15 protein-coding genes are annotated in these 14,800 nt (G+C 47.4%); 6 read left to right on the top strand and 9 right to left on the bottom strand.

Annotated features, from left to right (window positions below):
- Positions 1 to 229: 229 nt before the first annotated feature.
- Positions 230 to 1,129, bottom strand: a complete 900-nt coding sequence (locus tag ACLIIY_RS20155; RefSeq protein WP_434529233.1) for an AraC family transcriptional regulator — start codon at positions 1,127 to 1,129, stop codon at positions 230 to 232.
- 184 nt (positions 1,130 to 1,313) lie between these two features.
- Between ACLIIY_RS20155 and ACLIIY_RS20160 the strand changes: the two genes are divergently transcribed.
- Positions 1,314 to 2,177 (top strand): helix-turn-helix domain-containing protein, encoded by an 864-nt coding sequence (locus ACLIIY_RS20160; protein WP_434529234.1) that lies wholly within the window; start codon positions 1,314 to 1,316, stop codon positions 2,175 to 2,177.
- A gap of 91 nt (positions 2,178 to 2,268) precedes the next feature.
- Positions 2,269 to 2,856, top strand: a complete 588-nt coding sequence (locus ACLIIY_RS20165; protein ID WP_434529235.1) for a GNAT family N-acetyltransferase — start codon at positions 2,269 to 2,271, stop codon at positions 2,854 to 2,856.
- Positions 2,857 to 2,966: 110 nt separating this feature from the next.
- Here ACLIIY_RS20165 and ACLIIY_RS20170 read toward each other — a convergent pair whose 3' ends face one another.
- The 8 genes from ACLIIY_RS20170 to ACLIIY_RS20205 all read right to left on the bottom strand — a co-directional run bounded on the left by ACLIIY_RS20170 (position 2,967) and on the right by ACLIIY_RS20205 (position 11,486).
- A complete protein-coding gene (locus tag ACLIIY_RS20170) occupies positions 2,967 to 3,233 on the bottom strand; it encodes a DUF2999 family protein (protein WP_004746427.1) in 267 nt (88 codons plus the stop codon).
- A 66-nt stretch (positions 3,234 to 3,299) separates the two neighbouring features.
- On the bottom strand, positions 3,300 to 4,652 hold the full coding sequence (locus ACLIIY_RS20175; RefSeq protein ID WP_434529236.1) for an MATE family efflux transporter: 1,353 nt from the start codon (positions 4,650 to 4,652) through the stop codon (positions 3,300 to 3,302).
- Positions 4,653 to 4,738: 86 nt separating this feature from the next.
- Positions 4,739 to 5,590, bottom strand: coding sequence for an AraC family transcriptional regulator (locus ACLIIY_RS20180; RefSeq protein ID WP_434529237.1), 852 nt, complete (start codon positions 5,588 to 5,590; stop codon positions 4,739 to 4,741).
- 82 nt (positions 5,591 to 5,672) lie between these two features.
- Positions 5,673 to 6,794 (bottom strand): lipocalin-like domain-containing protein, encoded by a 1,122-nt coding sequence (locus ACLIIY_RS20185; RefSeq protein ID WP_434529238.1) that lies wholly within the window; start codon positions 6,792 to 6,794, stop codon positions 5,673 to 5,675.
- Positions 6,794 to 9,319 (bottom strand): FtsX-like permease family protein, encoded by a 2,526-nt coding sequence (locus ACLIIY_RS20190; RefSeq protein WP_434529239.1) that lies wholly within the window; start codon positions 9,317 to 9,319, stop codon positions 6,794 to 6,796. The genes ACLIIY_RS20185 and ACLIIY_RS20190 overlap by 1 nt, the downstream gene beginning before the upstream one ends.
- Entirely contained in the window at positions 9,306 to 10,016 is a 711-nt protein-coding gene (locus ACLIIY_RS20195) for an ABC transporter ATP-binding protein (protein WP_434529240.1), read from the bottom strand. Before ACLIIY_RS20195 ends, ACLIIY_RS20190 begins: the two co-directional genes overlap by 14 nt.
- A gap of 226 nt (positions 10,017 to 10,242) precedes the next feature.
- Positions 10,243 to 10,488 (bottom strand): DUF3297 family protein, encoded by a 246-nt coding sequence (locus tag ACLIIY_RS20200; RefSeq protein WP_005374689.1) that lies wholly within the window; start codon positions 10,486 to 10,488, stop codon positions 10,243 to 10,245.
- 95 nt (positions 10,489 to 10,583) lie between these two features.
- Entirely contained in the window at positions 10,584 to 11,486 is a 903-nt protein-coding gene (locus ACLIIY_RS20205; RefSeq protein WP_434529241.1) for a LysR family transcriptional regulator, read from the bottom strand.
- 105 nt (positions 11,487 to 11,591) lie between these two features.
- Between ACLIIY_RS20205 and ACLIIY_RS20210 the strand changes: the two genes are divergently transcribed.
- From ACLIIY_RS20210 to ACLIIY_RS20225, 4 genes are all read left to right on the top strand, one after another.
- On the top strand, positions 11,592 to 12,539 hold the full coding sequence (locus ACLIIY_RS20210) for an ankyrin repeat domain-containing protein (protein WP_078610084.1): 948 nt from the start codon (positions 11,592 to 11,594) through the stop codon (positions 12,537 to 12,539).
- Positions 12,539 to 13,207, top strand: a complete 669-nt coding sequence (locus ACLIIY_RS20215) for an NAD(P)H-dependent oxidoreductase (RefSeq protein ID WP_171369824.1) — start codon at positions 12,539 to 12,541, stop codon at positions 13,205 to 13,207. Before ACLIIY_RS20210 ends, ACLIIY_RS20215 begins: the two co-directional genes overlap by 1 nt.
- 50 nt (positions 13,208 to 13,257) lie before the next feature.
- Entirely contained in the window at positions 13,258 to 13,560 is a 303-nt protein-coding gene (locus ACLIIY_RS20220) for a hypothetical protein (RefSeq protein WP_434529242.1), read from the top strand.
- Between the two features lie 178 nt (positions 13,561 to 13,738).
- The gene (locus ACLIIY_RS20225) at positions 13,739 to 14,704 is read left to right on the top strand and encodes an aldo/keto reductase (RefSeq protein ID WP_009706603.1); all 966 of its coding nucleotides are present in this window, start codon (positions 13,739 to 13,741) and stop codon (positions 14,702 to 14,704) included.
- Positions 14,705 to 14,800 lie beyond the last annotated feature (96 nt).

Consider the following 14,800-nt stretch of genomic DNA (forward strand, 5'->3'; position numbering starts at 1 on the left):
TAGAATTTTTTCAGTCTAGGTTCGCTTCATGAATAATCTGTGAAATGAATCCCAACTCAGCCGAGCGAATGAACGCGCGTGGTCAAAACGCGAAGTAGGATCACGAAAATATTGAGGTATTCGTTCGTGTTCTAAGTAATTGGATTAAAAGATAAACAGCGTTTGGAAGAACGAATTTAAGCAACCAGAGTAAGAAATGAAAAAGCCTGCAACGATGCAGGCTTTTGGTTTATTTGATGGCAGTGCAGAAGCTAACGTCTGCATGATGCGTTTGTGGGTCAAAGCTGTGGTAAAGCTCAAAGCAGGGGCGGTCGTCGTTCTCAATACCGGATTCAATTACCTTGCTCATGACATCATCCCACGCTTTGGAATATTGGCTCGGGTCAGTAATGTGCTGGCGCATCACCGCATATTGACCGCCGGGGAAGTTTTGCAGCTCAATGCCTTTGGGAACTTCGGTATCTTCTGGCACCATCAAGCAGATATCAGTGCGACACTTCTCGTCTGGCGTGATTTCTGGATTGTCATGGTAGATGAAGATGCAGGTATTACCCGCCAAACCTTTCATTCCTGCCCATTGATACAAGCGACCTGATGGCTCCTCATAGCCTTGACCGTAAGGGCCGTTTACGCGAATGTAAGCCAGTTTTGCTTTTTCAAAGTTTTGCGTTTCCATTGTCATGCTCCATTTGGTGAGTTCAGAGCCAGTATATGAATCGCTTGGTGTTACTTCGTTTCCATTCTTGCGCAACGTGTGTCCAATCTTGCTGTTTCGTGCTAATTCAGAAAATTGCTGGTAGTTTTCGCAGTCACGAAAGGCTGTAGGTGTGACGCCATAATGTTGTTTAAAGGCTTTGGCTAAGCTCTGTGAGCTAGAAAATCCGTACTCTAGGGCAATGTTTAATACCGGTTGCTTGGATTTGAATAAGTCATCGGCGGCGGCTTCTAGACGCAAACGTCGAATGAAGTCGGCCAGTGTTTCGCCTTGCACGGCTTTGAAGGTGCGATGAAAGTGATAAGGGGAAAGGTTCGCCAGCGCGGCCACTTCTGGCAGGTTGAGTGGCTCATTAAAGTGTTGTTCTAAATAACGAATCACAGGAACCAGTCGTTGGTGGTAGTCGACGCGCATCGGGGTATTTCCTTGTTCTGTTTAGCTTGTTTTCTCTGCTCAAAGCCTACCGCAATCCAACAAGCTTGCAAGGGAGCAGGGTGAGAAATGCGTGGCGAGATGAGCGCCAATCAGTCACACTCAACGAGCCGATGTTGAAGCGAAAACGTTGCGCTCATTATCTTTACTAACCGCTAGGACGATCATGATAGCTTGGAAACACACTCTGCCAGAGTACGAATGGCTCATTCATCAAATTTGGTACTTGGAAGTGCCAGAGGGTGAAGTCATTGACCCCAAGCCGCACCTTATTCCAAACCCGCGTGCTCATTTACTCTTTACGCCACCAGAGCAAGGCTACAGTTACGATACGGGAGACACAAAGCTTGCTGGCAAAGGCTGCCACTTATTAACGGCTAACGAACATTTGCTGTTGTTGGAAGATGCGGCTCCCATCAAGCGTATTGGTATCACCTTTCGTCCAGAGGGTTTGTATGCCATTGAATCACGGTTTAGTGATGCACCCCAAGTAGCTGCAATTAACCAATGCGAATGGTTTGATTGGCTCAACACGGCGTTTGATGTGCGATTTCAACAAGGGTTATGGCAGCTAGAGTTGCAAGATTCACCGCAATGTTTGCTGAACTACATCAAACAACATTTAGATGCGTTAGATATCGACCCTTGCCATACCAAACCGTTTTTGGCGTCACAAAAAGCGGTGTCCGTGATGGACGCTCAAGCATTACGCTCACCTGAGCTAGCGATGGATATTGATGAGGTGGCCAAACAGTGCGCCTGTTCTCGCAGAACGCTTGAGCGCAGTTTCAAGCAAGTGGTGGGGTTGAGCGTTAAGCAGTATCAACAAATGGCACGCCTAGAGCAGATGATTTTGACCCTCTACAAGCAACAAGAAGTGATTGATTGGGCGAGTTTCTCACAACAATTTGGTTTCAGTGACCAATCGCATTTGATTCGTACCCTCAAACAGCAGCTAAGAAAAACGCCAAGCAAATACTTGAAAAAGCGCGACTTAACCATCGATATCTATGGCGATTTTGAGTCGTAATACATTGCTAATCAGCCCGAAAGTTGTCGCAAAAATCCAATTTTTCTCTTATCCGCTGAGCTACTATTTTCAGCAGATAACGAGGTAACACATGTCATATCAAAAACTAAAACAAGGCGAAGCCATCCCATTTAACGAATCGTTGACTATCCAACTGATTCAAGGCTCTGATCTACAAGATATTATCGAGATGTTGAACGACGATAAGGTCAATCAGTATCTGTTCTTCGCACCTGCTGACAACAGCCTGTATGAAGGTTTCTTTGGCCCTATTATTGAAAATACGGCACAAGCGATCAAAGAAGGTGTTTGGCCAGACAGTCCAACGTTCGTGATTCGCGACCAACAAGGCCTGTACATGGGAATGTGTGCAGTGACCGCGGTGATGTTCTTAACTGGCAACTACGAAGTGGGTTATCAGTTACCTACTTGCGCATGGGGCAAAGGTGTTGCGACTCGTGCTTGCCAAATGATGACCACGATTGGCTTTACTGAGCTAAACGCCCATAAAGTCAGTGCCGATTGCTACGCTTCTAATGCGGGTTCTTACAAGACGTTAGAGAAAAATGGTTTTACTCAAGAAGGCCGTCAGAAAGACTACTACAAACTAGAGCAAGGCTTTGACGACAAGCTTTACTACGGCATGACAGCAGAGCAATTCGCGTCTTTAAATCGCTGATTATTAGCCGACAAAAAAGTAGTCAACAACAAAGTAGGAACAAAAAAGGCCGTTAACCCACATGCTCGGGTTAACGGCCTTTTCTATATTCAGCGCTAAATGGCTAAGACTTAGTTGCCTTGGTTTTGGCTTTGAAGCTTCTCTTTTGCTTCTTCAACCTTTGAGAAATCCAATCCCAACTCGTCTACGGCTTCTTTAATTAGCGCAGGGTTTTGCATCACTTGCGCCATCAGCATTTGTAGCTTGTCTTGTGGCAAACCTAGTTGGCTGATTGTTGCCATTGCCGCTAGAGGGTTTTGCGTCAGAGTCTGAAAAATCTCGTTGATTTGCTCATCGCTGATGTTGTTCTCTTTTAGCAGCGCAATAATCGGGTTCATCGCATTTCCTTTTAATCACAGAATGAAATAGAACCCGAGTTTATCATTTGGCTGAGCTTGGTTGAACTAGGAACTTCTCGCCAAGGAAGCTGATAGCTCCACTGCGCGTTTTCGGTAGTTGAATAACATGCTCAAACTGATCACCGCAGTGAGTGTTTCTGCAAAGACAATGCTCGCCCAAATGCCGTCTTGCGGGAAGAACTTAGGCAATAGCAATACACCTAGCGCGACAAACACAAACCCTCGGCATAAGGAAATAAGCGTCGCTTGTTTTGGCTTGGCAATGGCTTGGAACAGGTTGGCAATCACCATGTTTAACCCCATCAAAGGTACGCCGAAGAAGTAGAACGTCAGTGCGCTCGCGGCGATTGGGATTAAGTCATTCGCGTTGCCTAAGTAAATCGAGGCAATCAGTGGCGCTGACAGCCAGATTCCTAAAAGAAAGACTGTGCCGCTGCCCATGGCTGCTTTCATCCCCAGTTTTAGAATCTCGTCAATGCGTTCTGGTCGTCCTGCGCCGTGGTTAAAGCTGATGATTGGCTGACAAGCTTGCGCGATACCGACCATCACAAACAGAGCGAATACACCGACATTGGTGGTTAAGCCATAGGCGATGATGTGGCTTTCACCGAATTGGCTCAGCAAAACATAGTTGAACAACACGATGGTCATCGCAGATGTGACTTCGATAAAGAATGTCGGAGTACCGATGCTTAAGATCTCTTTGGTTTTGCTTAAGCCAATGCCTTTTAAGCTGAATTCTAATGAGCCTTTCTTACGCACGAAATGAGTCAGCAAAATCAGTGCGATGACTGCTTGAGCAATGGCCGTACCATACGCTGCGCCTTTCATTCCCATGTTCATCTCAATGATAAACAGGTAATCAAAAGCAAGGTTAGTAATGGCACCAATCGACATCGCATAGGTGGCTAATTTCGGGTTGGCGTCGTTACGCACAAAGCAAGACAACACCCAAGCCAGCGAGTAAAGAACAAAGAAGGGCAGCAGCACGATTAGGTAATCATGAGCAAGCTGAGCCAAGTTGCCTGAAGCGCCCATCAAGGCTATCAATTCATCCAACCAAATGAGAGCGAGCGTCACCGTGATAGTGGATAACAGAGTGGTAATCAACATGGATTGGCTGAACCACATCTGGCTGGATTCCGTGTTGCCTTTGCCTATTTCTATCGACATTTTGGCGGCGCCACCAATACCAACCATCATGGCGATGGCAGTAAAAATAGAAAAAGGTGGAATCACCAAGGCAATAGCACCAAGCCCATCGGGCCCGACGCCTAAACCGATAAATAACGCATCACCCATGATGAACAGTGATTTAATCACCATTCCCGTTAGCGCTGGCCATAGATACTGATAAAAGGATTTTGAAATGGGATCAGTTTTTAGATTGATAGCCATGGATTAGAAAAATACCCGAATGTGGTGGATTTGTGTTCGGGTATTATCAGTACATTCAAGCGTAGCGAAAAGGGATTATCCGCCCATTATATTGCACTATCTAAACATCGGTGACGAAATTCCGCTGGCGTTTCTCCCTTTTGCTTCCGATAAAAGCGGCTGAAATACGCAGGGTCATCAAAGCCCAATTCAAACGCTATGGTCTTGACGGTTTTTGTCGAAAACACCAGCTCTCGATTGGCTTCTAATATGATTCGGTCATGAATCAGTTGCGTGACCGTTTTGCCTCTGGCAGCTTTCACTAACTCATTTAGACGCTTGCTGGTGAGAGCTAATGCATCGGAGTAAAACTGGCATTTCTTTTGTTCGCGATAGTGCAGTTCGATTAATTCGGTCAACTGCACGATGCGAGCGTCTTTCTGCTCACCTTTTTGAGACGGTGTTTTAGCAAAGCGTAATGCATAGCGTAGAAAGCTGTTGATGAGTGATTCGACAAGGTCCCAATCACAATCCTCTCTTTCACACTCTTCTTTGATTAGGGTGTAAATCGATTCTAGGTAGGGAAAACCCTCGTCGCTGCAATCGAGGTACGGCGGTCGCTCAATCGTAGAAAATACGCTATTCACCAACTGTGTGCTACGTGGATTGGTTTCAGCAAAGCCGGGGCGGAATATCAACATGCGAATGTTACTACCCATGAACTCGGAATGGTGAACCTGTCCTGGTGAAATGGTAAACAAGCGACCAACGCGGTTTTGGTATTCGACGAAGTCGACGCTCTGCGTTCCGCTATTATCCAAGCACCAGACAATCTCCCAGTACTCGTGACGATGCGGTTCGATGTATGGGTCTTCTTGGATGTCTGAAAATTCAAGCGCTCGACACGGCTCACCTAAAATGAGTCGCACTTGTCGGATTGGCGAAATCATATTGCTCATGAGGGCATTCAACAGCTCTTGGGGATTATTATTTCATCATTATGAATCGAATAATCAAGATTGTGCACGGAAATTTTTGTGCTCAGTAGCCGGTGAGTTCCATATAACCAGTCCCAGAATGAGAGCCATCAATACGTACAGGGCCTTCCCAATAAGGCACAGAAAGGGGCATCTTTGCGTTCGGATTGAGTGCAGAGACGGTAAGCTCGATTTGTTGGTTAGGAATCGACACTTGCCACTGGGTTGGATACTTTCGCCCTTGGATTTCTGTTTGCTTGGTTGCCTCTAACTGAATGTCTTTTGGTGGGATAGCAATGCCAGAACCATCTTGCTGCATCAGCCTTGCACTGGAGTAACTGGCTGCTCCGGTTTTGGAATCCCGCAATTGGAACACCACCATGCTGGTTCCGTCACTCAACCTTAGGGCAAACCAGTCCCAGCCTTGTTGTGAGTCGAGTAAGAATTGCGAGCTCCACTCTCGATCTATCCAACCTTTGCCCGACACTTGATGGGCCTCACCATCGATAGTGACTTCACCGGAGACTTCAATAAACGGTTGGCTGTAGTAATACGAAGCCACCTGACCATCGGCGCTTTTGGTGCTGTACCCTTGCTCGCCTTGCTTTTGATACGGTGCAGTGCTGGTAAGCGTCAGCGAATAGCCAAACTGTTCGGAGCTCGCCTTCAACGTGGCAGGGAATAGGTCGTTGGTTGAAGAAGTCCACTGCCAATCATCGAGGTAAACACGAAACGGTGAAGTGTCGACGCCGGCTAGAGAGGCTTGAGCGCGTGACCATTTTTCATCAGCGTAGTGTTTGTCCGCGGTCGTGACCGCGCTGTGCGCCATGTAGATTTGTTGAGCTTGCCACTCGGTTTTCTTCACGTCATCTTCGCCCCTTGACGGTGGTGGCGGCGGCGCAGCAGCAAAGCGAAATTGTGTCCATTGGACGCCAAGTGGGTTGCCGTCTTCATCAATTAAGTTAGCGGTTAAGTACCACCATTCATGACGAAAGTTTGGGTGCGCTTGATGGTCTGCCGGGAAGGTGAGTTCATTCCCTTTTTCTACGGGTGTGAATAGGTTGCTCTCGCTTTGCGTATCTCCACTGCCCAGCAAAGTGCCCATATTTTGTTGTTGGGGATCTTCACAACCGAACAGGAACAGACTGCTCATGAATAGAGTAAGTGTGCTTGCTAATCGAACCATCACAACACCTCGCTTTGCAAACTGGATACGACAGGCTTGCTGACCAATCGCCACAGCGGAATCAAGGTTGCAATCACCGCCACCAAGATGGTGATCGCCGCAATACTGAGGGCATCACTCCAATTCCACAGATAATTTAAGCTCCAACCAAAAGCGCGCAAGGTGACGATGTCTGTCAGAACATAACCCACCATGGCACCGAGGGGCAGGGCGATAATCAGAGTAAAACTGACCAGAGCGACGATCTGTCCGACCACCATGGTCATTAATTTGCGACGACTAACACCAAGTGCATACAGCCTTGCAATGGCGGCTTTGCGTGCGTCGAGCAACATGAAGCAAGCACTGAACAAACCAATCACCGCGACCATCAACGTCACGCCGTTGAGTGCACGCGTAATGGCGAAGGTCTGCGAGAAAATATCCAATGCGATGGATTTGATTTGCGCCTGATCGTAGAGCTGACTTGGATGCAGATTCAGTTGCTCGCGCAGTTGCTCGTAGACGATTTGTGGATCCCCCGAGACTTTAATGCCAAGGCTTGTTGGCAAGTCGGTAAATCCGCTCTCTTGCCATAGCTTTGGTGCTAATAAGACTTCACCGTTAGGTGAGCCGTAATCATGGAATACCGCACCCACAAGTAGGTTCTTATTTGGAACGGCATCAAGCGTGAGCTCGCTACCCAGTGATAAACCCAGTTTGACCGCGGTTGGCTCACTGATAGCGACTAACTCACCTTGGTAAAAGCGTGGCCAGAAGTTCTCCAAATACGATTTGAACACCATGGTTTGCTCTAAGGTGTCTTTGTCTTTGGTGCCAAGCAAAATCGGTAAGCCTTGCAGATTATCGTCGACGTAGTATTGCTTGTAGACGGTCTCAACATTGTCGAACTGTCCTAATGCGCGCTCTACATCTGCGATTTCCCCTTGGGCAGGGCTGACGTAAATATCGGCGTGCAGTCTTTGTTCTAACCACTGTTTTAGGGTGGATTCAAAGCTTCCCACTAAGGTGTTCATCCCCATATTGGCTGTAACAGCGAGTAGCAGTGCCATCATGGCGAGAGAAAGCGGAGAAATCAGCTCGCGCAGCTCAGCAAACAGATACTGCATCAAACCGGAAGTGGTGCGCTTTTCACACCAATTGGCTAAGACGCTGAGTGTTTTAGGTAGATACAAAGGAATCGACACCACAAGCACGCCGAGCCACGCCATGGTAAAGCGATGATGCTCACTCAGCCATAACCCTGCAAGTGCGAGAGCCGTCAACGCAGCACCTATCAAGAACAATTGGTTTTCGTTAGAGGCTTCAGGTGCTTGATAAAATCCGCCATGAGAGGAAAGCGGCTGGCGCACGCGCTGTTTAAAATGCTGCCAACATGCCAATATGGTTGCGGCTAATGTGAGCAGCAGGGCTTGCGCCCACCATTGCCATTGCCAAGTGCCAGGCAGTAGTGTCGCACCATAAAGTTGTTCTAAAGTCAGTGCCACGGTCGGGTGCAACCAATGGCTGAGCTGCATGCCCAATACAAAACCAAGGGAAGCACCGATGGAAACGAGAATCGTGAGTTCAACTAACAGCGCAGAGAACACAATGCTCGGCGTAACACCCGCCTGTTGAATTTGCACTAACAGCCGATTGCGTTTAAGCAAGCTGTACTTTACGCCGTTGTAAGCAATGAACAACCCGACTAAAAAGGCAAGTAAGCTCATTGCGGTGAGATTGAGGTGAAAGCTGTCGGTCAGCGAACCAAGGTCTGTACTTTGGTTATTGGAAATCCATTGTCCTTGCTCACCAATCAGGTTCTGCCATTTTGCTTGCGTGTCTTTATTCCCTTTATCACCCGAATGGAAAACCGCAATGTAACTGAGCTGCCCTTGTTTATTGAGCAGTTGCTGGGCAAAGCCAATGTCCATCAACATTCGGCTACCTAACTGCCATTCGTCAGGCAACACCACCACTTGGGTTGGAATGTCGTCCAAAGTTAGGGTTTCTACCTCTCCTAAGTTTTGATGTTGAGATTGGCTCATCATCACGATGGGCTTGCCAGCCAAAAGCTCAGGTAAAGGTAAAGCACTGTCGAACAAAGACACGTTTTGTTGGTTTTCTGAAGACTTTCCGTTTGCAGAATACCGAGAACGTGAAGAGATGGCGGCAATCAACTCGCTACCTTGCACTGACCAGCGACGCCCTTGTTCGTCTCTCACTCGTCCTTCGATTACAGGTAGTGCTGCACTGAGCCCATTTTGTCTAAGGGTGAAGTAGAGCGATTCGGGCAGATAGTTTTGCCCTGCTGGTGGAATAATTACGTTCTGAGCTTGTGCGCTGAGCTGCTCGGTAGACTCCGCATAACTGCGCTTGGCATTGAGGTTGATGGCTTGTACCGCAACAAACAAGGTCACAGCCAGCACGATACCGATCAGAATTGCGGCGGCTTGCAGTGGCGCCTGCCGATAGTGCGCTACAAACAGATCCAGGGCGAGTCGAGTATGAGTGAATCTGGTATTTGGTTGCTTAGCTTGCTTCATGGCGAAGCTCATGTTTGTTTTGGTGATGACTGTTCTGTAGCTGACTATTATCTAATCGCAGCCGTGTTTTCATAAACTCAGCGCATTCAGGGCTGTGGGTGACTAACAGCACTGCCGTATTGCCTTGGGTGGTGATTTCACTGAGTAGCTTCATCACTTCCAAGCCGGCTTTTTGGTCAAGGTTTCCTGTGGGTTCATCAGCAAGTAGCAGTTTAGGTTTGTGTGCTAAGGCGCGCGCAATAGCGACTCGTTGTTGTTGGCCACCGGAAAGGGCAGAAACATGTCTATCGAGCAGTTGGCTGATGCCCAGAGTCTCGACCAAATAATCGCACCAGTCGTTCCATTTCTGTTGATTCAAATGCAGAGGGAAGGCGATGTTTTGCTGCACGTTGAGTGGCGTTAATAGGTTGAATTGCTGGAAGATAACACCGAGTTTTTGGTGTCGAAATCGGCTCCATTGTGGGTCTTTCCAAGCCGCCGTGTTATCACCATCTAACCACAACTCACCTTCGGAAAGCGGCTCAAAGCCAGCGATGACATTGAGTAGGGTACTTTTGCCGCTGCCACTTGCGCCCGTCAGCGCAACACTCGCTCCAGTGTTCAACGTAAAGTCGACGCCTTCCAACACGCGATGTGTCTCTTTACCATCAACAAAGCTTTTGCTGGCGTGTTTGAGTGTGACAAGTGGGCTTTCCATTTCCTCTCCCTGTATTCAAAAGGTGTCGTTTCTTTTGGCAATCGCTATTGCAGTTCGTTCTTTAGAAACTTTAGACAACAATCAGACAAAAACAGCGATTTACATCGATTTCTTAATAACTTGTACTGAAAAGAAGAGGGAATAGATTAAACGAGAAGGGGATATGACAGGCATTAAAAAAGCCCGAGTCAAACTCGAGCTTTCAAATACATTCAGCGTGGTCAGCTTACACGTAGTACGCTTCAACTTCGCCTTTAAGCTTGATTAGCATTGGGTTACCGAAACGGTCTTTTGCTTTAGGAGAAGCAATTTTTACCCAACCTTCGCTGATGCAGTATTCTTCTACGTCAGTACGCTCTTGACCGTTGATACGAATACCGATTTGGTGCTCGAAGCATTCTTTGATGAAGAATGGGCTACGTGGGTTACCCGCTAGGCGATCTGGTAGAGCTGGTTTAGCTGTATCTGTCATGTTTGTGACCTTGAAGTCATTAAAAAAAGTGCGCCATTGTAGTCAGTGCAAGGCGAGTGTTCAAGGATTCTCATCGCGTTTAATGACATCCTTCCTTAGGCAACACGGTGTATGTTTTCGATCAAGTAGTCAATAAGCAAACGAACTCGATTGGGTAAGTACTGCCTTGAAGAATAATAGACCCAAATGGTGGCAGGTTCTCCCCAATAAGGCTGTAAGATAGGGACGATGGTCTGCTGGCGCAATTCCTCTTTAAACAACCAGCTGCCTAGCATGGTGATCCCTGCTCCCGCCAGCGCGGCTTGTTTCGCTGCAGCGAAGTTATTCATGATCAGCTTGCCACTTGGCTCATAGAGCTTTGCGTTGCCCCCCTCATTGATTCGCCAGTAATGGAAACGTCCAGTTGTGAGTGAGCGAATAGGTAAACACTTGTGGTGGCTTAACGCCTCTATGCTCTTTGGCTCTCCGTACTTTTGCAAATAATCTGGAGAGGCATAGATACCGACATCTTGAGTAAGTAAAGGACGAGCAATCAAGCGTGAATCTTGGTTTATGGCTGTGCCGATACCGAGGTCAAAACCATGCTCAACCAAATCAACATTCCTATCATCAAAATGCAGCTCACAGGTCACGTCTGGGTAGATTTCCATGAATTCGAGTACCAGCGGCAAGATATGCTCTCGCCCTATTGAGCTTGCGGGTAGATTCACTTTTACCGTTCCGCCGGAACTTTGCTCAGTATCGGAAAGCTGTGTAATCGTGCTTTGAATCGCTTCCAAAGAAGGGGTTAACTCATCGAAAAGTTGTTGGCCTGTTTGCGTCAAACTCAATGAGTGAGATGAGCGAAAAAACAGTTTCACTTGCCACTCTTCTTCGAGCTTGGTGATCGCTTTACTGACCGCCGGTGCGGAGATCCCCAGCGCTCGAGCGGCTTTGGCAAAGCTGCCGTTTTTCGCAACTTGAATGAAGATAGGAAGTTGGGATGGAAGTGATTTCATTAACTTTTACTCATCTTAAAAGTAACCATTTGCAATCTACAGGTTAATGAAATTTTGTTCAATACTATCCCCATTGAAGCAAAGCGCAGCAGAAACGGGGTCATCATGAACTTACCAGCATTACACCAAAGCATTGTCGATAATCACTATGAGCAGTTTGTTGGATTGATTGAGCAGGGGGCAGACGTAAACCAACTCGATCCTGTGATGGGAAATGCACCACTGCATATTGCCGCGCAACAAAGCTCAACACAGTGGGTAAGCAAGTTGTTGGAATCGGGCGCGTTTATCAATCTTCAAACACCAAAGCATGGCGTGACACCTTTGATGGTGGCGGTTTGGCATCGTAAACCTGACATAGTGAAAGTGCTGCTCGCTCAACCAGATGTGAACACCGAGATTGTCTCTACCTTCGGAGCAAAAGCCGCGCAACTCGTCGACTTTGGCGCGAGCCGAGGTGATGTTTTTGGTCAGCACCAAGCCAAAGACATGGAGGACATATTCGCCGACTACCAACAAAAATTCGCAGCTAAACAAGCACAATTGGCTGCTTATCAAGTCGTGACAGACGTGCAATCTAGCGACGAGCAAATGGCAGCGGCGCTTGACGCTTTACAGGATTGGTCGACACTCAATGTAGCATCACCAGTCAATGCATCGGGGAATGACGAGCACACAGCAGTAATGGTTGCCGCACGTGATGGCCATACCCAGAGCTTACGTATATTGATGGAAAAAGGGGGTGACCAAACCATTCCCGATCATTACATGAAGGCGATCCCACTGCATAAAGCCGCCTACAACGGTCGTGCTGATGTGGTTCGAGTGTTGGCTAACTACGCTGGATTTCACGAAACGTTAAACGCACAGGGGCCAAATAACGGCTACACCCCTTTGCATGACGCGGTTTGGCACGGACACACTGATGCGGCGAAAGCCCTTATTGAGGCGGGAGCAGAGTTGGCATTAAAAGGCTTTGACGGCAAAACACCACTCGAGCTCGCGAAAGAATACCACTACGCCGAGATTGTTGAATTATTGGAGAACAAATAATGAATGTACTTGTTGTTTATTGGCACCCAGAACCGAAGAGCTTTAACGGCGCAATGTTCCAAACGGCAATTGAAGCGTTAGAAGGTGCAGGGCATAAGGTCAAAACATCGGACTTACACGCGATGAACTTTGATCCTGTTTCGGGTCGCCATAACTTCACGACGACCAACGATCCGGAGTTCTTCAAGCAACAGTTAGAAGAGATGTACGCGACCGATAATGATGGCTTCGCACCCGAGATCGAGGCTGAAATTCAAAAGCTCGAATGGTGTGATCTGGTGATCTTCCAGTTCCCACTTTGGTGGTTTGGGATGCCAGCCATGCTCAAAGGTTGGGTGGATCGCGTGTTTGCAATGGGGCGCACATACGGTGGCGGTCGCTTCTATGAAAATGGCGTTTACAAAGGCAAAAAAGCCATGGTCAGTGTCACCATGGGTGGCCCAGAAGAGCTGTATGTTAAAGATGGTTGGAATGGTGATTTAGATGCGATTCTTCGCCCAATTCATCGCGGTGTGTTTGAGTTCAATGGTTTCTCGGTGCTTGAGCCGCATAAGGTGTTTGGCCCAGCAAGAAAAACGGAAGACGAACGCAAAGCTGAACTAGACAATTATGCGCAGCGACTCACGTCTATCTTTGAGGAACCTTCGATCAAGATTGGTCAGTACTAAATCCTTCTGCACACGGAAGTCGGCTTTTTCAACTTAGTTGGGAGTCCACTATGAACTCAGAAAAAACACATCAAAGCCTGATCGCGTGGGGCGCGAATAAGAACCAAATCGCCAAGATTTTACCAAGCGATATGGATGAACAAGAAGCGCTGCAACGTGAGCAGCATATCTTGGCAATTGAAGAGTGTTTGCAGCTACTTTTTCGTCAACCAAAAGAACGCAAAACCTTTATGAACAGCGCAAGTAAAAGCGTGTTCTTTGAAGGTAGAAAGCCACTAGAAGTGATCGCATCTGGCAGTCTTGACGACTTAGCAGAAGCACACAGAATCATTCGCAGTATGTTGTGTATCTAATCTGACCTGAAGGTTTGTATTATCGCTGTGCAATAAAGTACAAATCTTCAGGCAACAATCTTCAATCTTCCTTTTCCAAGCGTTGCTAATCTTATTACCAAGCAATCGGGGCGACTCGAAACACACACAAATCGCGTTTTGTTGCTGAGGTCAGCAGCAAGAGAATTGGAGAAGAATCATGTCAAATAGCAACTTTGCAGCAATCAAACAAATCGGTTACGGCGCAATGGGTCTTGAGGGCTATTACGGTGAGAGTGATGACGCAGTGGCGGTGCAAACTCTGGTTCATGCTATTGAACAAGGCATGATGATCGACACAGCTGACGCTTACGGTGCAGGGCACAACGAAGATTTGATCAAAAAAGCCATCGCGCAAACCAATCAAAAAGCGTTTATTGCGACTAAATTTGGCATCGTGTTTGAAGAAGGCCAAACAGGTAGCACGCTAGACACTGGTTGGGGATTCCCTTTAACCATCAATGGTACTAAAGAGTATGTTGCTCGTGCGATTGATAACAGTCTAGAGCGTTTGGGTGTGGAACAAATTGACCTACTTTACGCACACTACCTAGATCCACAAATTCCGCTCGAAGAAACGGTCGCTGCAATGGCAGACGCTGTGAAAGCGGGGAAAGTAAAAGCGATTGGTCTGTCTAACGTCACAGCAGAGCAAGTGTTGCGCGCTAATGAAATCCACCCAATCTCGGCGGTGCAATACGAATATTCACTGTTCCGTCGTGAAGCGGAAACGGACATCCTACCTGCGGTAAACCAAATCGGTGCTGCGCTGGTTTGTTGGTCGCCACTTGGTGCTGGTTTTCTGACTGGTCAGGTTAAAGAGTTGGACGAAAATGATTTTCGCAACAACAACCCAAAAATGCAGGGCGATAACTTCACAAGCAATTTAGCGCGTTTAGAAGAGATCAAGAATATTGCTGCTGAGTATGACATCACTCCAGCACAACTTGCTTTGGCATGGTTGGTCGCGCAAGGCGATAACATCATCCCAATTCCGGGTAGTCGTAAAACCTCTCGCATTGATGAAAACTTGGGTGCTCTAAACGTCACTTTGAGCCAAGAAACCCTTGCGAAGCTTGATGAAATTGCTCCGATTGGCGCTTTCAAAGGCGCGACACTGGTTTAAGTCTTTTACTGTGTCCCGCATTTATCCCATCACTTGTTGAACGAGTGATGGGCTTTTTGTTTCCTAAAGAATGGTTTCGTTGAGATAAAAAGATAC

The organism is Vibrio sp. K4 (assembly GCF_051122595.1).
GTDB classification, from domain to species: Bacteria; Pseudomonadota; Gammaproteobacteria; order Enterobacterales; family Vibrionaceae; genus Vibrio; species Vibrio owensii.